At 67.6% G+C, this 20,882-nt stretch carries 16 protein-coding genes; 9 read left to right on the top strand and 7 right to left on the bottom strand.

From position 1 onward, the window contains the following. Positions 1-39 precede the first annotated feature (39 nt). On the top strand, positions 40-1,692 hold the full coding sequence (locus CSW59_RS02275; RefSeq protein ID WP_099442500.1) for a bifunctional lysylphosphatidylglycerol flippase/synthetase MprF: 1,653 nt from the start codon (positions 40-42) through the stop codon (positions 1,690-1,692). Here the strand turns inward: CSW59_RS02275 and CSW59_RS02270 are convergent. Further along, positions 1,689-1,904 (bottom strand): hypothetical protein, encoded by a 216-nt coding sequence (locus tag CSW59_RS02270; protein WP_099442499.1) that lies wholly within the window; start codon positions 1,902-1,904, stop codon positions 1,689-1,691. The two genes, CSW59_RS02275 and CSW59_RS02270, sit on opposite strands and share 4 nt — an antisense overlap. Positions 1,905-2,196: 292 nt before the next feature. On the opposite strand from CSW59_RS02270, the gene CSW59_RS02265 reads away from it, so the two are divergent. Beyond that, positions 2,197-4,983 (top strand): SEL1-like repeat protein, encoded by a 2,787-nt coding sequence (locus CSW59_RS02265; RefSeq protein WP_236632138.1) that lies wholly within the window; start codon positions 2,197-2,199, stop codon positions 4,981-4,983. 141 nt (positions 4,984-5,124) lie between these two features. Then, positions 5,125-5,586 carry a DUF3429 domain-containing protein gene (locus CSW59_RS02260; protein WP_099442497.1) on the top strand — a complete coding sequence of 154 codons (462 nt, stop codon included), beginning with the start codon at positions 5,125-5,127 and terminating at the stop codon, positions 5,584-5,586. A gap of 10 nt (positions 5,587-5,596) precedes the next feature. Here CSW59_RS02260 and pdeM read toward each other — a convergent pair whose 3' ends face one another. Together pdeM and CSW59_RS02250 are read right to left on the bottom strand one after the other, a co-directional pair. Continuing rightward, positions 5,597-6,304: a ligase-associated DNA damage response endonuclease PdeM gene (gene pdeM, locus CSW59_RS02255; RefSeq protein ID WP_099442496.1), complete on the bottom strand. Its 708-nt coding sequence runs from the start codon at positions 6,302-6,304 to the stop codon at positions 5,597-5,599. Further along, positions 6,301-8,928: a ligase-associated DNA damage response DEXH box helicase gene (locus tag CSW59_RS02250; protein ID WP_099442495.1), complete on the bottom strand. Its 2,628-nt coding sequence runs from the start codon at positions 8,926-8,928 to the stop codon at positions 6,301-6,303. The genes pdeM and CSW59_RS02250 overlap by 4 nt, the downstream gene beginning before the upstream one ends. A gap of 122 nt (positions 8,929-9,050) precedes the next feature. Between CSW59_RS02250 and CSW59_RS02245 the strand changes: the two genes are divergently transcribed. The 4 genes from CSW59_RS02245 (at position 9,051) to CSW59_RS02230 (ending at position 14,556) form a co-directional block, all read left to right on the top strand. Further along, positions 9,051-10,721: a M20/M25/M40 family metallo-hydrolase gene (locus CSW59_RS02245; RefSeq protein WP_099442494.1), complete on the top strand. Its 1,671-nt coding sequence runs from the start codon at positions 9,051-9,053 to the stop codon at positions 10,719-10,721. Continuing rightward, on the top strand, positions 10,718-13,573 hold the full coding sequence (locus CSW59_RS02240) for an ATP-dependent DNA helicase (protein ID WP_099442493.1): 2,856 nt from the start codon (positions 10,718-10,720) through the stop codon (positions 13,571-13,573). Before CSW59_RS02245 ends, CSW59_RS02240 begins: the two co-directional genes overlap by 4 nt. Before the next feature lie 77 nt (positions 13,574-13,650). Then, complete coding sequence (locus CSW59_RS02235) at positions 13,651-13,911, top strand: DNA-binding transcriptional regulator (RefSeq protein ID WP_099442492.1); 261 nt, start codon at positions 13,651-13,653, stop codon at positions 13,909-13,911. 66 nt (positions 13,912-13,977) lie between these two features. Further along, positions 13,978-14,556: an SRPBCC family protein gene (locus CSW59_RS02230; protein WP_099442491.1), complete on the top strand. Its 579-nt coding sequence runs from the start codon at positions 13,978-13,980 to the stop codon at positions 14,554-14,556. A 51-nt stretch (positions 14,557-14,607) separates the two neighbouring features. On the opposite strand, the gene CSW59_RS02225 is transcribed toward CSW59_RS02230, so the two are convergent. After that, a complete protein-coding gene (locus CSW59_RS02225) occupies positions 14,608-16,257 on the bottom strand; it encodes a pectate lyase (RefSeq protein WP_099442490.1) in 1,650 nt (549 codons plus the stop codon). A gap of 597 nt (positions 16,258-16,854) precedes the next feature. Here CSW59_RS02225 and CSW59_RS02220 point away from each other — a divergent pair. Next, positions 16,855-17,856: a hypothetical protein gene (locus CSW59_RS02220; protein WP_099442489.1), complete on the top strand. Its 1,002-nt coding sequence runs from the start codon at positions 16,855-16,857 to the stop codon at positions 17,854-17,856. A gap of 42 nt (positions 17,857-17,898) precedes the next feature. Here CSW59_RS02220 and CSW59_RS02215 read toward each other — a convergent pair whose 3' ends face one another. Genes CSW59_RS02215 through CSW59_RS20495 form a run of 3 tightly spaced genes read right to left on the bottom strand, consistent with a single transcriptional unit; the run spans position 17,899 to position 20,045 of the window. Continuing rightward, entirely contained in the window at positions 17,899-18,588 is a 690-nt protein-coding gene (locus CSW59_RS02215) for an aspartate/glutamate racemase family protein (protein ID WP_099442488.1), read from the bottom strand. Positions 18,589-18,599: 11 nt separating this feature from the next. After that, positions 18,600-19,601 (bottom strand): D-cysteine desulfhydrase, encoded by a 1,002-nt coding sequence (locus CSW59_RS02210; RefSeq protein ID WP_099442487.1) that lies wholly within the window; start codon positions 19,599-19,601, stop codon positions 18,600-18,602. A gap of 60 nt (positions 19,602-19,661) precedes the next feature. Beyond that, positions 19,662-20,045, bottom strand: a complete 384-nt coding sequence (locus tag CSW59_RS20495) for a hypothetical protein (protein WP_143754934.1) — start codon at positions 20,043-20,045, stop codon at positions 19,662-19,664. 256 nt (positions 20,046-20,301) lie between these two features. Here CSW59_RS20495 and CSW59_RS02200 point away from each other — a divergent pair, with 256 nt between their 5' ends. After that, positions 20,302-20,859 (top strand): tetratricopeptide repeat protein, encoded by a 558-nt coding sequence (locus CSW59_RS02200; RefSeq protein WP_099442677.1) that lies wholly within the window; start codon positions 20,302-20,304, stop codon positions 20,857-20,859. Positions 20,860-20,882 lie beyond the last annotated feature (23 nt).

The raw sequence follows: 20,882 nt of genomic DNA, 5'->3' as shown, positions 1-20,882 counted from the left end.
TGCTGGATCCCGTCAGGGATTCGTCCTTCCGGGATCTGGATGTCCTCGACAGTTTTCAGGCCCGCGGCCCTGGCGATCGCCCCCACCCTGGCGGCGATCCTGACCGCGTCGGCCGGGGTCATGCTTCTGGCCTCGGGGGCCACGCCTTCCGAGCCTACCCGCTTTCTGCTGCTTCTCGCCTTCGCGCCTGACCTGCTGATTGAGATCAGCCACTTCTTTTCTTCGATCCTGGGGTTGGTGCTGCTGCTTCTGGCCTTCGGCCTGCGCTCACGCCTGGGCGCGGCGTGGTGGGCGGCCCTGATCGTGCTGGCCTCGGCAGCGGTGCTTGCGATCTTCAAGGGGCTGAACTGGGAAGAGACGGCGATGCTGCTGCTGTGCTTCCTGGCCATCCTGCCGTTCCGAGAGGCTTTCCCGCGGAAGGCGGCGCTGTCCAAGATGGAGATCACCCCCGGGTGGCTTCTCTCGGCCGCCGCGGCGATCGGAGGAGCGGGGCTGCTGGGCTGGTGGTCGTTCCAGCATACGGAGTTCGCCGACAAGTCCTGGATCCGCATCCTTCAGGACCACAATGAGGCCGCCCGCGCCATCCGCTCGTCGGTGGCCGCCGCCATCGTGCTCCTGGCGGTGGGGATCTGGCGGTTGATCTCGACCGCCGCGACGCCCGCCGTGGTCGATGACACCGATCCGGAGTTCGATCGGGTGCGGGCTATCCTCGCCAAGGCCGAGGATGCCGAGCCCAGCGCAAATCTCGCTCTGCTGGGCGACAAGCGTTTCTTATTCTCAGCGTCGGGCGAAAGCTTCCTGATGTTCGGCGTGCGCGGGCGTTCGTGGATCGCGCTGGGCGCGCCGGTGGGCAAGAGCGACGAACGGATGGAGCTCTTCTGGCGCTTCCGTGAGTTGGCTGACGCCCACGCCGCGCGGGCGGGCTTCTACGGCCTGGGGCCTGACGATTTGCCCGACACCGTGGACCTTGGCCTCGCCATCCAGAAGACTGGCGAGAGCGCTGCCGTGCCGCTGGAGGCGTTCAGCCTGGTCGGCCGCCGTCGCGAGGTCCTGCGCCGCAACTGGCGCAAGGCCGGGGAGGGCGGCGCCGCCTTCGAGGTCCTGCCGGTGGGCGCGGCCAATGCGATCATGGATGAGCTGAAGGCGATCTCCGACTCCTGGCTGGGGCATCACGCCGGCGGCGAGAAGAGCTTCTCGATGGGCGGGTTCGACCCGCGCTATGTCGCCGAGTTCCCCGTGGCCGTGGTGCGTGGTGAGGAAGGCAAGATCGTCGCCTTCGCCACCTTGTGGCTGACGGCCTCGAAGACCGCCTTCTCGATGGACCTGATGCGCTATTCCGACGAAGCGCCCAAGAACGTCATGGACTACCTGTTCGTCGAGTTGCTTCAGTGGGGCAAGGACGAGGGCTATCAGGCGTTCGAGTTCGGCGTGGCGCCGCTAGCCGGGCTGGAGGACCGCCGCTTGGCGCCGATCATGTCCCGGGTCGGCCGGCTGCTCTACGAGCGCGGCGAGGAAATCTACAATTTCCAGGGTGTTCGACGGTACAAAGATAAATATGACCCTGTCTGGCAGCCGCGTTACATTGCCGCGCCCCAGAAATGGGCCATCCCATTCCTGCTCGCCGATATCGGTTTGCTGTCGTCCGGAGGGGTCTCGGGCCTGACAAAGCGCCCGAAGAAGGCCGCGACCTAGTAGCGCGGTGGGTTACCGGTCTGGAACCCCAGAAGGTTGGCCAGATGCACCAACATCAGCATCAGGGCGACGACGCAGATCATCATCAGCGGCCGCCAGGGGATCAGGCGCGGGCCCTTTAGAATATTGATCGGACGCGCGCCGCGCCAGCCGCAGACGATGGCGAGGACAAGGAAGAGGGCACAGGCCACAAGGGTCAGGGTCAGGTCCATGGCGGCTTCTAGGCCTGCGACAATATGCCTGGCAAATGGTTAAGTCGCGTTAACCCTCTTGCTTTTGAACCACGCTACAGAACTACGGACCCGTGTCCCGATTCCTCCACAGTGAATTCTTGGCACGCTATATCTAGCGTTTAGGTCGCGTTTACACTCTAGGAATCGCTGACTAGCGTTTTCCCCAGATGCGGGGAGATAGATTCGCATGACGGCGGCTTCGCCATGGAGCGTTAAGGGGATAGACCCCAAGGCACGGGAGGTCGCAAAGGACCTCGCGCGTCGCTCCGGCATGACCTTGGGCGAATGGCTGAACCGGATGATCATCGAGGGCGATGGTCAGGCCGACTATCGCGCTGCCCAAGACGATGCGCACAGCCGCGATCATCTGGAAGTCGTTCGGGACGGGCCGTCGCGCGCCGAGATCGCCGAACAGACCGATCAAGTCGGCCGCGTCGCCGTGGCGCTGGACCGCCTGACCCGCCGGATCGAAGTGGCCGAGGGGCGTAGCGCCGCCGCCATCTCTGGCATCGACCATTCCGTCCGTGACGCCATCGCGCGCCTTGGCCGCACCGAGCGCGAGCACATCGCTGTCGCCGCCCGCTTCGAAGGCGCGGTGGACGACCTTAAGACCGAACAGCTTCGCACCGCCGAGCGCGTGCGTCGGATCGAGGCCGAGGCGGCGGGGCCGCGCTCGGTAGAAGCCCTGCGCGCGCTGGAAGGCGCCTTGGGCAAGGTCGCGGGCCACCTCTATGACGGCGAGGCCCGCACCCGCGAAGCCATCGCCGCCCTCGAGGCTCGACTGGACGCCCAGGCCGCGCCGCAACCGCAAGACCCAAACGAGCTGGTCGAGGCCGTCGTGGCCCGGCTGGGCGAGCGGCTCGAGGCCGCCGAGACCCGCACGAGTGAAGCCCTGCGTGAACTCAGCACGTCGTTCGCCACGCTGGACGAGCGACTGGGCGTCGTCGAGAACGCCAACCCGGCCGCTGGCATGCAAGAGCGCCTGGACAGCCTGGCCGCCACACTCAGCGAAAAGATGGACGCCGCGCGCCTGGAGATGGCCGAAAGGCTGCGCGATAGCGCCGACGGCCGCTTTGACCGGATGGAGCGCAAGCTGGGCGAGATGGCCGCCCACGTCGAGGCCGCCGAGCAGCGCTCGGCTCAGGCGATCGAGCGCATGGGGCGTGAAGTCGTCAACGTCGCCGACGCCTTCAACCGCCGCGTCCAGACTGCGGAAAGCCGCAGCGCCGCCGCGATCGAGCAGGTCGGCGGCGAAGTCGCTCGCATCGCCGCCAGCGTCGAGACCCGCCTGAACCGCGCCGACAGCGTTCAGGGTCAAGCGCTTGAAAAGCTTGGCGCGGAGATCGCGCGCATCACCGAACGGCTGACTGAACGCATTGGCAGCGCAGAGCGCCGGAACGCCTTGGCGATCGACGATGTCGGCGAACAGGTCGCGCGAGTCACCGAGCGCCTGAACCAGCGTCACGAGCGCTCCAGCCAGGAGCTCCTCGACCGCATCCGTCAAAGCGAAGAGCGCACGCTTCGCATGCTGGAGGAAGCGCGCGACAAGATCGACAATCGCCTGCTGGAGGCCCAGCGCAAGCAGGAGCCCGTCGCGCCGCCGCCGCCGGGACCCGAGCCAGAACCCGTCACCGAGTTCACGCCCCCGCCCGCCGCGCCCTTCGAAGATGACATGGTCCTTGGCGAGGCCTCGCCCTTCACCGGTGACGACGTCTTCGACGCACCGCCGCCGGCCGACCGCGACATCGACGCGGCGGAGTTCCCCCTCGACGAGCCTGAGGACGATGGGTTCGACAAACAGGACTTCGCCTTTGAGGAGGCGATAGACGACGAGGACGAGCTGGCCGAGGCTTCCATAGCCGCGCCGGTCGAGCCGGAGCGTCCGCTGTCGACCCGCGAGATCATCGAGCAAGCCCGCGCGGCCGCCCGCGCCGCCGCCGCAGAGGACGCCAAGGGTCTTGGCGCTGGCCGCAAGGCCAAGAGCGAGAAGACCGGCGGCGGGTCGCTTTTTGGCGGCTTTGGCGCCTTCTCGGCCAACAAGCCCAAGCGCCGCATCGGGACGACGGTCGCCAGCGTGGCGGTCGCGATCGGCAGCGCCGCCGTCGTCGGCGCTTGCGTCGGCGGCCTGCTGCTGCTGGGCGATCAGAACGCTAGCGCCAGCGCCAGCGAGATCCGCGCCGCGAAAGCCCTCGTGACCGAAAAGTCGGTCCAGGCCGGCGCTCCGCACAGCAGCTCGCGCGCCTCGGTGGCCCTAACGGCCACCCCCGCCGCGCCGGCCCTTTCTGAGATCGCTGCGACCCCGTCGGACGACTCCAAGGCGTTGTTCGCCGAATCCATCCGTAAGATCGAGACGGGCGATCGGAGCGGCCTTGAAGGTCTCAAGCGGGCCGCGAACGATGGCTATCCGCCCGCGCAATTCTATCTGTCCAAGCTGCTCGAAAGCGGCAAGGGCGGCCTCAAGCGCGATATGGTCGAGGCCCGTCGCTGGAGCGAGCGAGCGGCCAACGGCGGCGATCCCCGCGCCATGCACAACCTGGCGCTCTACTATTTCAAGGGCGAGGGCGGCTCGCGCAATTCCACCCAGGCGGCCCTTTGGTTCCGTAAGGCCGCAGAGACTGGTCTCGTCGACAGCCAGTTTAATCTGGCCCAGCTCTACGAGAGCGGTCTTGGCGTCAGCCAGAACGCGGCCGAGGCCTACAAGTGGTACGTGATCGCAGGCCGGGCCGGCGACTCGACGGCTCGCAGCCGCTCCAACGCTTTGCGCCCGCAACTGACCGCCGAAGCCCTCCAGACGGCGGATCGCTCGGCTCAGGCCTTCCGCGCCCAATCGCCTATTCAGACTGCGGCCCTGGCTAAGCCGGCCAGTGTGGCCCGCGACGGTCTCGTGACGGCGCAGCAGGCCCTGTCGAAGCTTGGCTACTATCAGGGTCCTCGGGACGGCCTGGCGTCGCCCGCGCTGCGGATGGCGATCGCCGCCTACCAGCGCGACCAGGGGCTTCTGGCCTCCGGCGAGGTCGAGGGTGAAACCCTGAGCCGCCTGGCGACCGCCGCCCACTAATTGGCGGCGCCCTTTGCCCCCTGACCGTGCGCGCGCCGCGTTCTTTCCCCAAAGATCGTCCGTGGACCTATCGCTTCGTGTCGGTAATAGTCGCGCCGGGGCAGGGAAGGCGGCTTCGCTTGCCTTCCGAAGGAGCAGATCATGAACGAGTCCGTGGGCGGGCGGACGCCGGTTCCTCCGGCGGTATGGGTCTTTGGTTTATCGACCCTCATCCCATTCTTCGTCTCGTCGGCCTTTTTCTGCTACGGCCCAGCCGACGCCAAGGGCCCCGCGCTCGTAGCGCTTCTGGCCTATTCGACCGCGATGGTGTCCTATTTTGGCGGCGTGCGGACGGGCCTGGAGATCGAAAATCCCAGTCCCCGCTGGTCGGTCCTTGGCCTCTCGCTGCTCTTCCCGCTGGCCGGCTTCGGCCTTCTGCTGGGTGAGTTGAGATTCGAGCCGGCCTGGCAGCTTTCGGGCTTCCTGCTGGTCCTGCTGCTGCAATGGGTTTGGGACGTGACCAATCACGAGGGCCCGACCTGGCGTCCCCGCATGCGAACCCTGCTGACCGCCGGCGCGGCCGTCTCGCTGGCCTTCTCCCTGGAGCAGGCGCTTCACATGTAGCGCCTACGGCCTAGTCAGGCCGCAGGGACTTCATCCCCACCGCGTGGACCCGCTTGGGGCCCAACGCGCCAGCCAGCATCGGTCCGCCGAACAGGTTGGAGAACGCTTCGTCCAGGATGTTCAGTCCGCCCGTGAAGGCGCCGAACGCGGGCAGCACCAGCCGCTGGCCGTCCGTGACGAAGCACCGCCGCCGAACCGTTGCGCGGCCGCTGGAAACCTTGGCCGCCGGGTGCAGGTGGCCGGCCACTTCGCCTAATTGTACGCCAGGCTGAGGCTCGTGACGTAGGGTGAGGCCCATCAAGGCCGCTTCGTCGATGACGTCGCCTGGCAAGGCCTTCGGGCCATCGGCGTCGTGGTTGCCGACCGCCCAGACGAGCTCGCGGCCCAGCGCCAAACCTTCCAGCCGTCGATAGTCGTCCGCCGCCAAACGCGCTTCGCCAGCGCCGTCGTGGAAGCTGTCGCCCAGGAAGATCAGGCGCTCGGGCGAGAGAAGGGCGATCTCGCGGTCCAGTCGGTCCAAGGTTTCGCGCGTGTCGTAGGGCGGCAGCATCTGGCCAAAGCGCGCGGCGTAGCTGCTGCCCTTCTCGAAGTGCAGATCGGCGACCACCAGGGTGCGCTCGGTCTCCAGCCACAAGGCGCCCGACCAGCGCAGCATGACCTCGACGTTGGAAAGCGCGATCCGCAGGCCGCCGCAGGGGGAGGGGGAAAAGCGCGTCACGACATGGCCTCGGCGATCAGGTCTTCCTCGGCCTCGGCCAGGATCGCCTCTCCGGCGGCGTCGCCCGGCGCGCGCTCGCGGCCGATCTCCAGCATGATCGGCACGGCGAAGGGCGAGACGCGGTCCAGCGCCATGTGACGGATCTTGCCCTTCACGCGCGAGAGCATGTCGCCCAGCCGAGCGATGTCCAGCATGCCGGTGGCCGCGTCGTGGCGGGCGCAGCGCAGCATCAGGTGGTCGGGTTGGTGTTTGCGTAGCACGTCGTAGATCAGGTCGGTCGAGAAGGTCACTTGGCGCCCGGACTTCTCCGCGCCCGGGTGGCGGCGCTCAATCAGGCCAGCGATCAGGGCGCAGTGTTTGAAGGCCCGCTTCATCATGAAGCTCTCGTCCAGCCAAGCCTCCAGATCGTCGCCCAGCATGTCCTGAGCGAACAGCGCGTCGAGGTCGAGGCCGTCCATCGGCCGCAGGGACCAGATGTTCAAAGCGTAGTCGTTGCAGACAAAGCCCAGCGGTCCGACGTCCAGCCGGTCCAGCCGCCGGGTCAGCAGCATGGCCAAGGTGGTGTGAGCCAGGCGCCCATCGAACGGATAGCAGACAAGATGGTGACGCTTCCCGCGCGGGAAGGTCTCCAGCAGCATCTCGCCCTCGCCCGGGATTGCCGAGCGAATCTTCTGCCAGGCCAGCCACTCCTGGACGTCGCCGGGCAGGGCGGTCCACTCGGCCTCGTCGTGCATCATCTGGCGAACGCGGCTGGCCAGATAGGTCGACAGCGGAAACTTCGAGCCGCCCCAGCTGGGCATCTTCGGGTCGTCGTTCGGGGCGGGCGTGACGAAGGCGTCGGCCCCGACCAGGCTGTTGTAGCGCCAGACCTGTCCCGCGAAGACGAATGTGTCGCCGGGCGTCAGCTGTTCGAAATAGCCTTCCTCGGCCTCGCCGATCTTGCGCCCGCCGCGCGCGCGGTCAGCAAAAGTGGAAGCCGGTTTTGCGGCTGATTGCGCGCCACTATGAGTAGGCGCGCCTCCCAGGCGCGACGGACGACGCCCGCCGCCGATGCGGATGTTGATCATGCCCGGCGAGATGATCGCGCCGACGTTCATCCGGTGCTGCTGCCGGGCCTGGGCGTTGCGTGCGGTCCAGAGGCCGTCGGCGTTCTTCACGATCCGCCGGAACTTGTCGTAGGTGCGAAGCGCGTAGCCGCCGGTCGAGACGAAGTCGACGACGGTCTCGAAGTCTTCCCAGGTGAGCTCCGCGTAGGGGCCGGCCGAGCGAACCTCCTCGTAGAGCGCGGTCATCGCGAAGGGCTCGGAGCACGCGCAGCCCATGATGTGCTGGGCCAGGGTGTCCAGCGTGCCAATCCGAGGCGGATCGCCGTCCAGATGGTTCTCCAGAATGGCGTCGGCGGCGGCGCGGCATTCTAGCATCTCGAAGCGGCTGGCGGGCACGAACAGAGCCCGGCTGGGCTCGTCCAGGCGGTGGTTGGCGCGGCCGATCCGCTGGACCATCCGCGAGGCCCCCTTGGGCGCGGCCAGCTGGATGACGAGGTCGACGTCGCCCCAGTCGATGCCCATGTCCAGCGTCGAGGTGCAGACCACGGCCCGCAGCGCGCCGCGCGCCATGGCGGCTTCCACCTTGCGGCGCTGCTCGGCCGAAAGGCTGCCGTGGTGTAGCGCTATCGGCAGGTCGTCCTCGTTCAGCTCCCACAGGCGCTGGAACGCGAACTCGGCCTGGAAGCGGGTGTTGACGAAGACCAGCGCCGTCTTCGACGCCTTGATGATCTCGTAGACCTCGGCCATCGCGTGCTCGGCCGTGTGGCCGGCCCAGGGTACCTGGCCGCCGGAGATGAGCACTTCCACCACCGGCTGCGCGCCGCCCGAGCCGAGGACGAGGTCTATATTCGAGCCCCTTCCTCCTTGCGGGGAAGGGGTTGGGGATGGGGGTGTTTTCTCCGAGGCGGCGGTGCTGACACCTCCACCCCCTGCCCCCTCCCCGCAAGGGGGAGGGGAGTTCCATCCCAGCCACCGCCTTACCAAGTCCGGATCGTCGACCGTCGCCGACAGACCCACGCGCCGCATGCGCGGCGCGAACTGCTGCAGGCGCGCCAGACCCAGCGCCAGGAGGTCGCCCCGCTTGGACGGCCAGATCGCGTGGGCCTCGTCGATGATCACGCAGGAGAGGTCGGCGAAATACTCCCGCGCGCCCTCCCAGGCGCAGAATAGGGCCAGCTGCTCGGGCGTGGTCAGCAGGATGTCCGGCGGACGGACGCGCTGGCGCGCCTTGCGGCTCTCGCCGGTGTCACCGGTACGGCTCTCGGCCACGATCGGCAGGCCCATCTCGCGGATGGGAGTAAGCAGGTTGCGCTCGACGTCCACGGCCAGCGCCTTCAGCGGCGAGATGTAGAGGGTGTGGACGCCGGCGGGCGTGTTGCGCGGCGGGCGCTCCGTCAGGTCGATCAGGCTAGGCAGGAAGCCGGCCAGGGTCTTGCCCCCGCCCGTCGGCGCGATCAGCAGGGCGCCGCGCCCCTGCCGCGCCTTCTCCAGCATGGCCAACTGGTGGGCGCGCGGGCTCCAGCCGCGATCGGCGAACCATTGCTGGAAGCGAGGGGGGAGGGAAGTCTCCGCGGACATTGACACGGCTATAACATGTTCCCCTTCTGTTTCATTCAGAATCCGACGCATCCTATGGCCTCGCGCAGCTTGGTCGTGGGGAGGAGGCGGCCTATGGTCCGGCCGCCTGACTTGGAGTCGTTATGTCCGTTCGCGCCGCCCTGCTGTTCACCGCCGCCCTCGCCATGCCCGCCCTTGCTTGGGCGCAGGGACCGTCCGTCGATCCGGCGCGGCTGTCCGAGATCACCCGCGTGCTGGCTTCGGACGAATTCCAGGGGCGCGCGCCCGGCGGCCCGGCCGAACAGAAGACCACCGACTACATCGCCGACCAGTTCAAGGCCCTGGGCTTGCAGCCGGCCGGCGACAACGGCGGCTGGACCCAGACCGTCAACCTGATCCGCACGCGGGTGACGGGAACGCCCGTGCTGGGCTTCTCCACGTCGGCCGGCGCCCTGCCACTGCGCCAGGGCGAGGACGTTCAGGTGATGACCCTGCGCCCGGTTAGCGAGGCCAGGATCGCCGCCGCGCCGGTGGTGTTCGTCGGCTATGGCGTCCATGCGCCCGAGCGCGGCTGGGACGACTTCAAGGGCGTCGACTTGAAGGGAAAGGTCGCGGTCTTCTTGATCGGCGATCCGGACCTGGAGGCAAAGCCTGGCGAGCCGGCCTATGGCAAGTTCGGGGGCGCGGCGGCGACCTACTACGCCCGCTGGACCTACAAGTACGAGGAAGCCGCCAAGCGCGGCGCGATCGCGGCGCTGATCGTTCACGAGACCCTCGGGGCCGGCTATGGCTGGTCGACGGTCAAGGCCTCGAACGGCGAGGGTTACGACATCGTCCGCGCCGATCCGGCCAAGGACAAGCTTCTGGTGCAGGGCTGGATGCAACGTCCCGTCGCCGAGGACCTGTTTCGCCGGGCGGGTCTCGACTTCGAGATTCTGAAGACCGCCGCCCGCTCGCCAGCCTTCAAGCCCGTCGCGCTGAAGGACACGCGGTTCGACGCTCAGTACGGCTTGCAGACTGAACGCCTGGTCAGCCGCAACGTGGTCGCCCGCCTGCCGGGCGCGACCCATCCGGACGAGTCGATCCTCTACGCCGCCCACTGGGACGCCTATGGTGTGGGCGCGCCCGACGCCCAAGGGCGGACGATCCGCGCGGGCGCGGCCGACGACGCGATCGGCGTCGCCGCCGTGATCGAGGCTGCCCGTGTCTTCAAGGCCGGCCCGCCGCCCGCGCGCTCGATCCTGTTCGCCGCCTGGACCGCTGAGGAGCGCGGCCTTCTGGGCTCGGAGGCCTATGCAGAGGCCGCCGGTCCGGAAAAGCTGGGCAAGATGGTCGCCAACTTCACCTTCGACGTTCTGCAGACCAAGGGACCGTCACGCGACATCGTGCTGGTCGGCTCGGGACAGAACGAATTGGAAGACGCCCTGGCGGCGGCTGCGGCCAAGTACGGCCGCGTCGTGACGCCCGACGCCAAGCCCGAGCGGGCGCTGTTTTATCGCGCAGACCACTTCTCCCTGGCCAAGCGCGGCGTGCCCGTCATGCTGCTGATGGGCCTGGGCGGCGGCGCCGATCTCGTGGATGGAGGCCGCGCTGCGGGCGAGGCCTGGGTCGCCGACTACACCGCCCGCTGTTACCACCAGCCTTGCGACGCCTGGCGCTCGGACTGGGACCTGCGCGGCGCGGCCGCCGACGTCGCCCTGACGGTCGAGATCGGAAGCGATCTCGCCAACAGCCGCGCCTGGCCGGACTGGAAGGCCAGCTCGGAGTTCAAGCCGATCAGGGCCCGCACCGCCGGAGCCCGCGAACACCCGTGAGCGCGTCCCCGCAGACCCTGGACCTAGCTCCGGCTCTGGTCGTCCTGCCCGGACCCCGCGCTGGCGTGGCCGATGGTAGCGGTGAGGGACGGATGCTACGCGCGCCTGACGCTCGCGAGCTGTTCGAACATGGGCCGATCCTGGTCGCGCATGGGGCGATGACCGCCCGGCGACTGAATCTGTCACCGCCGCCGCGATCGCCGCGACTGTTCGACGTGCTGGAGCTTCACGCCTTCGTCCGCCCCGGCGCCTTCTGCGCGCCGTCGGCGGTTGGCTTGGCCATGGCGCTCGGCTTGGCTGAACCGCATGGCGCGGCCCAGCAGGCCCAAAGCCTGCGCGAAAGCGCCGACGCTCTGCTGCGCGAACTGGCGCTGACGCCGACGCCCTCGCGGGAGGAGGCTCTGGCGGTCGCCGAGACCCTGGCCAAGGCCGGCTGGTCGTGGGGAGCGGCGGTCATTGGGGCGCTGCGTTCGGTCCCGGTTGGCAATCAGTTCCGGGGCTCGGGTCTCGACGTCTGGGCGCGGCTTGCCGAGTGGGAGGACCAGGCCCCGCCGGGCGAGGCCGGATCGCGACCGATCGACCCCGAACGCGTCGGCCAACGCCTGACCGAACTGTTGCAACGCTCTGGCCTGACGGAGATCCGTGAGGCGCAGGCGACCTTCGCCAAGGAGGCGTCCTACGCCTTCCAGCCGCGCGAGCGGGAAGGCGAGCCGCGCATGATGCTGGCCGAGGCCGGCACGGGCGTCGGCAAGACCTTGGGCTATCTGGCGCCGGCTTCGCTGTGGGCCGAGGCCAACGGGCCGTCCGTCTGGGTCAGCACATACACCCGCGCCCTGCAGCGCCAGATCGAGCGCGAGAGCCGCTCGATCTATCCCGATCCCAAGGAGCGGGCGAAGAAGGCGGTGGTCCGCAAGGGTCGTGAAAACTACCTGTGCCTGCTGAACTTTCAGGAGCAGATCAACGGCGCCCAGCTGGGCAATGGCGACCTCATCGGCCTGGCCTTGACCGCGCGCTGGGCGCGGGCGACGCGCGACGGCGACATGACCGGCGGCGACTTTCCCGCCTGGCTGCCCACCCTATCGGCCGTGCCGCCCTCCGCCCAGGCCAGCCCCGCCAACCTGGTCGACCGCCGCGGCGAGTGCATCCACGCCGGCTGCCAGCACTATCGCATCTGCTTCATCGAAAAGGCTGTACGGGCCTCCAAGCGCGCCGACATCGTTATCGCCAACCACGCCCTGGTCCTGACCCAAGCCGCCTTTGATGGCGCGCGGACGGCGCGGGGCCTGAAGGGCGACAATGAGACCACCAGCCTCAAGCGCATCGTCTTCGACGAGGGGCACCACCTGTTTGAGGCCGCCGACAGCGCCTTTTCGGCCGCCCTGTCGGGCGCCGAGGCGGCCGAACTGCGACGCTGGATCCGAGGGCCGGAGGGGCGCGGCCGGCGGGGCAGGGGGCTGGAGGCCCGTCTGCTCGATATCCTGGGCGACCGCGAGGGCGCGCGGCAGGCGATGAGCCAGGCCATCCATGCCGCCGCGGCCTTGCCGGGCGAAGGTTGGTCCGGGCGGGTCGCGCCCCCCGATGGCCAGATCAACCCGATCGGGCCGATCGAGAACTTCCTGGTCGCGGTGATCGAGCAGCTACGCGCCCGCACCAGCGAGCGGGGCGGCGCCGATCTTGGGCTGCAGTGCGATGCTCGCCCGCCCATCGACCTCGTTCGCGAGCGCGCGCCGGAAGCCGCTAAGGCCCTGGCCTCGATCGAGGCGCCGCTGCTGGCGCTGGCCCGCGCGCTGGAGGACGTGCTCGACGAGGAGGCCGAGCATCTGGCCCCGTCCGAACGCGCCCGCATCGAGGGCGCGCTGCGGGGCCTTGATCGCCGCGCCCGCATGACCTTGCCGGCTTGGCGCTCGATCCTGAAGGCGCTTGAGGAGGACGACGTCGACCCCAGCGAAACGGACCCCGACTTCGTCGACTGGTTCGAGGCCACCTTCCTGTACGGCCGCGTGGTCGACGCCGCCTGTCGCCGCCACTGGGTGGACCCGACCGAGCCGCTGCGCGCGGCGGTGCTGTCACCGGCCCATGGCGTGCTGGTGACCAGCGCCACCCTGGTCGACCCCGCTCTGGAGGACCCGTTCGCCCTGGCCGAGATGCGCACGGGCGCGGCGCGGCTGCCATCCGCGCCCAAGGTGCTGCGGCTGGTCTCGCCGTTCGACTATGCCAACAACGCCAAGGCCTTCGTGGTCACCGACGTCAACAAGGAGGACCCGCGCCAGGTCTCGGCGGCTATGCGGGAACTTTTCCTGGCGGCTGGTGGCGGGGGGCTTGGCCTGTTCACAGCCATCCGCCGCCTGAAGGCCGTGCACGAGCGGATCGCTGCGCCGCTGGCTGACCAGGGCCTGGCGCTCTACGCCCAGCATGTCGATCCGCTGGAGGTCGGGGCGCTGGTCGACATCTTCCGGGCAGAGGAGGACGCGTGCCTGCTCGGCACCGACGCCATCCGCGACGGCGTGGATGTGCCGGGACGGTCGTTGCGCCTGCTGGTCTTCGATCGGGTGCCCTGGCCGCGTCCCGACGTGCTGCACAAGGCGCGACGCCTGCGTTTCGGGGGCAAGGGCTATGACGACGCCGTGGCGCGCGCCCGGATCAGCCAGGCCTTCGGGCGCCTGATCCGGCGAGCCGACGACCGCGGGGTCTTCGTGATGCTGGACGCCGCCGCGCCGACGCGCCTCTTCTCCAGCCTGCCGGAGGGCGTCCAGATCGAACGGCTCGGGCTGGTCGAGGCCATCGAAGCGACCACCGCCTTTCTCGCCAAACCGGATCGTGGCGGGCCCGTCGGTGATTCGGCGGCTTCCTGACTCAAAGCCGTCCAATTTCTGCAATGGGGATGTCCTAGAAGTCCGCCATGGGGGAGGGCCAGTTCAGGAGCGTACCCATGACCCGACATGCCGACCCCGCGATCGACGAAGCCGCGACCCCCGCCCGGGCCCGTTCTGCGCGCGCCCTGGTTCAGGCTGTCCGATGGCGCACCGGACTCTCGCAAGCCGATTTCGCGGCTGTGTTCCACATCGACCTCAGTCTGCTGCAGGACCTGGAGCACGGCGAAGCGCGGCTGGATCCAGCGCTGGCGGCCTACCTGCGCGTCATCGACCATGCCCCTGACGTCGTCCGCGCCGCTCTGGGGCGTGCCTCCTAGCTGAGCGGATCGCCACCCATCCGTTCCTCCGGTCAGAACGTATCGCTCCGGAAGTGGAGTGGCTTAATGCGCCGTTTAGTCTCATTTGTCCTGGCGATCTGGGCCATCTCGGCCTTCGGCGCCAACGCGTTCGACCTGACGCCGAAGGCCAGTGCGGCGCTCAAGCGCGGTGAAGCGTATGCGGAGGTCACGCCCGACGCCGATGGCGTCTCCGGCCACGTGAAGGCGGTCATCGACATCGACGCCCCCATCCAGCGTGTCTGGCGCACCATGACCGACTGCGCGGCCGCCAAGGCCATGATCTCAACCTTGACCGGCTGCCGGGTGGTGGAGGGCGATCAGGCGCGGGGCTGGGACATCCGCGAGCACATCACCCGTCGGAACTTGGTTTTCCCCGGCATGCGGATCGTATTCCGCTCCGACTACGAGCCCTACGGCCTGATCCGGTTCCGGCTGGTCGAAGGCGACCTGAAAGTCCAGCAGGGCGAATGGCGATTGCAGGCCCTGGATGGCGGTCGTCGCACCCGTGTGTTCTACGAGAACCGGCTGGCCGTGGACTGGCCCGTCCCGAAGGCCCTGATGCGAGAAGCGCTTCGCCGCGATACGCCGAAGGTCCTGATGAACCTTCGGCGCGTCTGCCAGTAGAAGCCGCTTGCGATTGGCGTAAGCCGCTCCGGCCGAGCAACGCCTGATCGCCTAGGCCAGCAGGGCGTCCACGTATTTGATCAGCGTCGCCATGTTGGCGATGAAGTCGCCTGTCGAAATGCCGATCTTGGGGTTCGGATCAGGGTAGGGCGAGGTGTCGGTTTTGTCTCCGACCTTGGTCTCAGAGAAGTCGCCCGGCGCGGGGGTGGGCGAGCCGTCGCCCGCGTACGGGTTGCTGGTCGTTGTCAGAGGCGTCGGCCACCAGCCTTCGGCGTTCAGTTCGGCGGTCAGCTTGGCGACCCTGGCCGGATCGGCGGTGACACCCTGGGGCGCGGAGCTGCTGAGATCGCCGCCGACGCTCAGGTCCTCGACCGAGAGATCCTTGACCATGAAGTACTTGGGCAGCGCGCGGCGCCCCTTCAGAGGCGAATGCTTGCTGGCCTCCTCGGGCGAGGTCGCTTTCAGCTTCTCGTAGCGGGCCCGCAGGCCGGCGACATTGATGTTCCGGAACGACGAGTAGTGGGTGACCGTGTTGTTGGGGTTCTCGTCGGTGAAGTAGCGGCCGTTGACCACGTTGGAGCCCGTGCGATGCACGAACAGCGCCTTGCCGGAGCCCACCTCGATGAACGTCGGGTAGCGCGGCTTTCCAGGGGCCACGGTGTCGGGCAGGCGAACCGAGTCCAGCCACTCCAGAGCCTCGGGGACCCGCGCCAGATACTTCGGATCGCCTGTCAGTTGGTAGAAGGTCATCAGCTGCGAAAGGCAGCTGGCGGTCGCGTGGGTGGCGAAGGCCTTGGGCTCGTAGGTGCGCGCGGCCGCGGGTTTGAGGTCGCCCACGGTGTGCTGCAGTCCCCAGGCCGGCTGCGGCTGGGGTTGCTGGCAGGCGACATAGCAGTTCATGGCGCGGCGGATCGGCTCCAGCACGCTTTCGTCACCCAGGGCCTGGTAGACCATGATCAGGAACTCGACGTTCTCGCCGACCACGTCGTCATTGAAGGTGATGTAGCTGGTGTAGTCGGCATTGCCGTGGTGGTGGAACTCGTCCTTCAGCGGATAGCGCTGGGGCCAGCCGCCGACCGGGTACTGGCTGTCGAGGACGAACTTCAGCGCCTTCTCGAAGGCGGCCTTGTACTTGGGGTCCTTCTTCTCGACATACATGCGCAGCATGAACTTGCAGCACTCGGCAGTGCCTTCGTCGTCGAAGGTGGCGTTGCCGTAGTAGTGCTGGAATTCCTCCAGCCGCCAGCCGTTCTTGCCGATGGTGTCGTACCACCGCTTCAGCGACGCCTCGCCGGCCAGGTCGCCCAGATAGTTCCAGCCGCCGGCCGGGTTCTGGATGGCGATCAGGGCGTCGGCGGCCTTGCAGGCCGCGTCGTAGTAATAGGTGTCGCCGGTGGCGTGATAGGCGTCCAGGAACAGGTGGCCCACCGTGCCGGTGCCGGGGGGCTGCACCCAGATCATGGTCGGGAACGCTTCCATCTCGCCCCATCGGCGCGAGAAGTCGGGCAGGTAGCTCCAGACATAGCCGCCCTTATAGGCGACCTTCTCGACCATGAACCGCGTGGCCTTCTTCATGGTGTCCAGCGCCTGAGCCTTGGTCGGCGCGGCCAGGGCTTTCAGCGGCGCCAGCGCGCCGGCGGCGGCGAAGGCGGCGGCCGAGTTGGCCATCAGGCGGCGGCGGGAAATAGGGCTGAGCGGCATGCGGAACTCCAGATGAAGGCAAGCCGCGCACGACGGAAGGCGATCCCTTGAGGGTCGCGGTTTCCTCCCGGCCGTAGGCTGGCCCGCCGCCTTATGGTGACGACTTCAGGTCATTTTGCTACCGGTGTCATGAATTGACCATCCCTTTTTCCGTCAGGACTTCACCCAAGCGCCTTATGCCGCGACAGCAGGTCGCGTCAGGCGGCTTTTCTTTTTAAAGACAATGGCTTGATGGGCGTGGTGGGGCGCGCGCGGGACGACTGCGACAGGGCGACGCGTTGCTGCCCATCGCTATTCGGGCCAATACCGCCGTAGTCTTGAGGCGAGACCGCGCCCGGAGCGGCGGCGATCGACGCCGTCCTGTTGGGGAACAGGACGACGCCCCCGGGTCCCTTGGATCTGGGGGCGTTTTCATGTCCGGCTCATCGCGTTGACGTCTAGCCCGATCGCCGCGCCTCCCTTCAGCAATCCCCCATTTTGGGGCGCCTGAGCACGATCCCGGGTCTCCCGCGCGGGCGGCGTCGTAGTGATGGCGGCAGAACGGTGTTATGACAACCTATGGCTTTATCGCCATAAAAAACCACAAAAAGGTGTGTCATGAGCGACGCCACTCTCACAGAGAAGACCACGATCACATACAATGACATCTTGGCACCGGGCGACTTCGTCACCGGCGTGCGTCAGGCGAGCGGAGCGAACAATCCCGTCGTCCTGACCGGCAATCATCCCGACAAGAACGGGGCCTTGCAGGCGCTCACCTATCAGGGGCCTCTGTTCCCCTCTTCGAATGATGGCTACGCCTTCCTGACGCCCGTGTTCGCTGGGCAGACTGTCACGACCTCGACGTTCTATGGACCGAACACGCCACTGTTCAATCCGGACATCGGCAAGAACAACATCCGCGCCGTCGGCAGCTACAAATACGCCGAGGCCTCGAACCCCCAAGCAGACCACGGCATGATGTATGAGGGCGCGCTGGACGGCGCCGGGGCCTGGACCGTCCTGGACGTTCCGAAGGACGTCGCCGGCGGCGCTGTGTTCTCGACCATTCCGCACAGCACGATGGGCGACCTGGTGGTCGGAAACTTCGATCTTTCCGACGATCCGGGCTCGGCCAGCGCCTTCATCTACGACCTGCGCACCCAGAAGTTCACCAAGCTCAGCCTGGGGCCGCTCACGACCGCCTACGGCATCTGGCAGAATGGCGGGGACGGCAGCGAGGCCTATACCATCGTGGGCGGCTATCTGGGGCAGGGGGCGATCAATGTCGGCTTTATGCTCGACTACGACGCGGCGACGCAGGCGATCACCAACGTCACCCCCTACAACTACAACGGCGACCCGAAAACGATCACGCACTTCGAAGGGGTCAGCGCCATCCCGAACGGCTATAGCCTGGCGGCCACCACCGAGGCGGGCGCGGCCTACGCCGTTGTCGAGCGGTCTCCCAAGGGCGGCTTCGGGTCGGCCAAATGGGTTCCCGTCCTGTACCCCGGCGCTACGGGCCCCTGCACTGGCAATACCGTCATCGACAATAACCTGATGGGCATCGTGGCCAGCAAGGGCGGCGTTCAGGCCTATCTGGCGACCATCGACTGACGCGATCCGGATCCGAAACCCGGATGACGCCCTTGGGTCCGCTCAAAGACCCGAGGGCGTCTCTTCCTGGCCCAGGCAGACCGCCACGCAACGCCGAGCCAGCGCTTCGGTGGCGTCCAGGAATGGAACCGACAGGTCGTCAGCGGACAAAACGAGCGGTACTTCCGTGCAGCCGGCCACCACGCTCTGAGCGCCCTTGCCGACTAGGCGATGGGCCAGCGCGGCCATGGTCTCGCGCGAGGCTGTACCGACATCGCCGTGTTTGATGCGATAGAGCAGCGCCATGAACTCGACCTGCTCGTGGTCGTCCAGCGTGACGACCTCCAAGCCCATGGGGAAGAGTCGGTCGCGATAGAGACCCAAGGCCAGGCTGGTGCCCAAAACGCCGACCGTGGTCGCGCCTTGCGCCCTTGCGGCCAAGCCAGCCGTCTCCAGCATGTCGACCAAGGGCAGGCCGCTGGAGCGCACCGCATCGGCATAGGCGTGGGCGGTGTTACAGGCGATCGCCAGGACCTGCGCGCCCGCGTCTCTCAGGCCCGTCGCCATGGCGGCCAAGACAGGGCCGGGATCGGAGTCGTTCAGGTTCCGGTCGGGGACCTTGGGGTTGATGTCGACCAAGACCCGCAGGTGATCCTGTTCGCGCTGGACCGGCGTGGCCGCCTGCAGTTTGGCGAGGAAATCCAGGGTGGCGGCGGGACCCATGCCGCCCAGGACGCCGAGCACCTTGCTCATCCGATAGCTCCCTAGGCCAGCGCCGGCTCCAGCACGCTCTGATAGCCGAACAGGCCCTGCGCGCCGCCGGTGTGTAGGAAGACGACGCGCTCACCCTTGAACGCGCCCTTGCGCGCCTGGTCGATCAGGCCCTTCATCGCCTTGCCGGAATAGACGGGGTCCAGCAGCAGGCCCTCGGTGCGCGCCGCCAGCGTCAGAGCGTCGATCACGCCCTGGTCGACCAGGCCATAGCCTTCGCCGACATAGTCGCAATCAGCCACGACGGCCTCGCGCCTGACCCGGCCCGCCGCGCCGATCGTCTCGGCGGTGGCGACGGCGAGGTTGAAGACATTCTCTTCCTGCTTGGGCTTCGGCGCGCGGACGCCGAAGCCCAGGATCGGGATATCCACCGAAAGGGCCGTGAAGCCCGCGACTAGGCCGGCATGGGTGCCGGCGCTGCCGGTGGCCGTGACCAACCGGTCGATCTTGAGATCCATCTGGTCGGCCTGGACGATCAGCTCGCGCGCGCAATCGACGTAGCCGAGCGCCCCGATCGTGTTCGAGCCGCCGCCCGGAATGACGTACGGCTTGCCGCCGCGCTGGCGGACGCTCTCGGCCGTCGCCTCTAGCTCGGCGATCATGTCGCTGCCGCCGGGAACGAAACGGATCGCCGCGCCCATCAGCTTGTCGAGCAGAACATTGCCATTGCCGACATAGTCGTCGGCCTTGGAGCCGGTGCGCTCTTCCAAGATCACCTCGGTCTTGAGGCCAAAGCGCGCGCCCGCCGCGATGGTCTGGCGGACGTGGTTGGACTGGACCGCGCCCTGGGTGACCAAGGTGTCGGCGCCCTGCGCCAGCGCTTCGCCCAGCAGGAACTCCAGCTTGCGGGTCTTGTTGCCGCCGCCCGCAAGGCCCGTGCAATCGTCACGCTTGACCCAGAGGTCGATACCGAGCGCCGCGCTCAGACGGGGCAGGGGCTCGAGGGGCGTCGGCAGGTGAGCGAAACGCGCACGGGGAAAACGGGCGAGATGCATGGGGCGCGGTTCCTTTTGGGGCTCTTCGTCTCTGCTAGCATGCTTGACGCCAAGGGCGCGCTAGGGCCTTGGATCCTTAATCTCCCGCGGAGCGCGGGGCTGAGCGGCTTTGCGGGCGTATTGCTCCTGTATAGCCGTGATCAGCTCGGTGGGAGGGATCGTCTCAGCGGGGCCTTCCCGGTAGCCCACCGCAGCCTGAAACCTGTACCAACCCGCCAGCGTGGAGCATTCAAAGCGCTGGATACGAGATCCGGTTGGCTTGCGCAGAAGGCATATCGTTCGATTGGGTTCGCGCTTGAGCAGATCGTTCAGTTGGGCCGTGATTTCGTCGGTTGTCGGGATTCTTCGGCCCTCGATGATCAGCGGATCGACGACATTCGCGTCGGTGGCCGGCGAGGCGTCTTGGGCTCCCAGGAGTGCTGTGAGGGCGAAGAGCAAAATCACGACATTCTCCCGAGATCGTCCGATCGTGAACGCAGGCTCGGGTTTCTGCAATCTGGGATTTTGAAGGCCGCGATCACTATTCTCAAGCTGTGAGAGCTTGGGCTGGCAAGGCGGAGAAAGGCGACGGATTTGGACCTGGTCTTACTCGCGCGCCCGGCGACTGGTGCGACGATAAGGTGCGGCCTAAAGGCGCCTTTGGTGGTATCATCGGCCTTGAGAACCGGCGCTCCAACGACCGGCTCCCATGGAGGAAGACATGACCCGGATGATCCCGTTCATCGCGCTGGGCGCGGCGGCTTTCCTGTTTGCCGGCGCGGCCGGCGCCTCGACGATCGTCATAGGCGGAGCCTCGGCCAACGAATGCTCCGATGCGGCCCTCAAAGGACGCTCCGACGACCGCGCCGTGCTGGCCTGCACCACGGCTCTCGAACTTGAGAACCTTAACTTCCGCGATCGCGCGAAGACCTATGTAAACCGAGGCGTTCTGCAGATGCGCCAGCATCAATTCGAGGCCGCGCGCGCCGATTTCGATCAGGCTTCGAGTCTGGATCCCAACCTCGGCGAAGCCTATGTGAATCGTGGGGCGACCCTGGTCGGCCAGGCGCGTTACCACGAAGGCGTGGCCCAGATCGACAAGGGCCTCTCGATGGGCGTCAAGGATCCCGAACGCGCGCTATATAACCGCGCCCTGGCCCATGAGGGTCTCGGCGACCTGCGCGCGGCCTATCTGGACTACGCCAAGGCCGCAGAGCTTAACCCCGACTGGACGGCGCCGAAGACCGAGCTCGCGCGTTTCACCGTCAAGCGGCCCTGATCCTCGCCTGACCGGCGCGGCGG

Source organism: Caulobacter sp. BP25, assembly GCF_002737755.1.
In the GTDB taxonomy this organism is placed as follows: Bacteria; Pseudomonadota; Alphaproteobacteria; order Caulobacterales; family Caulobacteraceae; genus Caulobacter.
This window is presented reverse-complemented; position numbering and strand designations above follow the sequence as displayed.

Excerpts from the sequence above, each read along its gene's own strand:
- CSW59_RS02275 (WP_099442500.1), top strand. The coding sequence starts at position 40 with ATGTCCTCGACAGTTTTCAGGCCCGCGGCCCTGGCGATCGCCCCCACC.
- CSW59_RS02270 (WP_099442499.1), bottom strand. The coding sequence starts at position 1,904 with ATGGACCTGACCCTGACCCTTGTGGCCTGTGCCCTCTTCCTTGTCCTC.
- CSW59_RS02265 (WP_236632138.1), top strand. The coding sequence starts at position 2,197 with ATGACCTTGGGCGAATGGCTGAACCGGATGATCATCGAGGGCGATGGT.
- CSW59_RS02260 (WP_099442497.1), top strand. The coding sequence starts at position 5,125 with ATGAACGAGTCCGTGGGCGGGCGGACGCCGGTTCCTCCGGCGGTATGG.
- CSW59_RS02250 (WP_099442495.1), bottom strand. The coding sequence starts at position 8,928 with ATGTCCGCGGAGACTTCCCTCCCCCCTCGCTTCCAGCAATGGTTCGCC.
- CSW59_RS02245 (WP_099442494.1), top strand. The coding sequence starts at position 9,051 with ATGTCCGTTCGCGCCGCCCTGCTGTTCACCGCCGCCCTCGCCATGCCC.
- CSW59_RS02235 (WP_099442492.1), top strand. The coding sequence starts at position 13,651 with ATGACCCGACATGCCGACCCCGCGATCGACGAAGCCGCGACCCCCGCC.
- CSW59_RS02230 (WP_099442491.1), top strand. The coding sequence starts at position 13,978 with ATGCGCCGTTTAGTCTCATTTGTCCTGGCGATCTGGGCCATCTCGGCC.
- CSW59_RS02225 (WP_099442490.1), bottom strand. The coding sequence starts at position 16,257 with ATGCCGCTCAGCCCTATTTCCCGCCGCCGCCTGATGGCCAACTCGGCC.
- CSW59_RS02220 (WP_099442489.1), top strand. The coding sequence starts at position 16,855 with ATGAGCGACGCCACTCTCACAGAGAAGACCACGATCACATACAATGAC.
- CSW59_RS02215 (WP_099442488.1), bottom strand. The coding sequence starts at position 18,588 with ATGAGCAAGGTGCTCGGCGTCCTGGGCGGCATGGGTCCCGCCGCCACC.
- CSW59_RS02210 (WP_099442487.1), bottom strand. The coding sequence starts at position 19,601 with ATGCATCTCGCCCGTTTTCCCCGTGCGCGTTTCGCTCACCTGCCGACG.
- CSW59_RS02200 (WP_099442677.1), top strand. The coding sequence starts at position 20,302 with ATGACCCGGATGATCCCGTTCATCGCGCTGGGCGCGGCGGCTTTCCTG.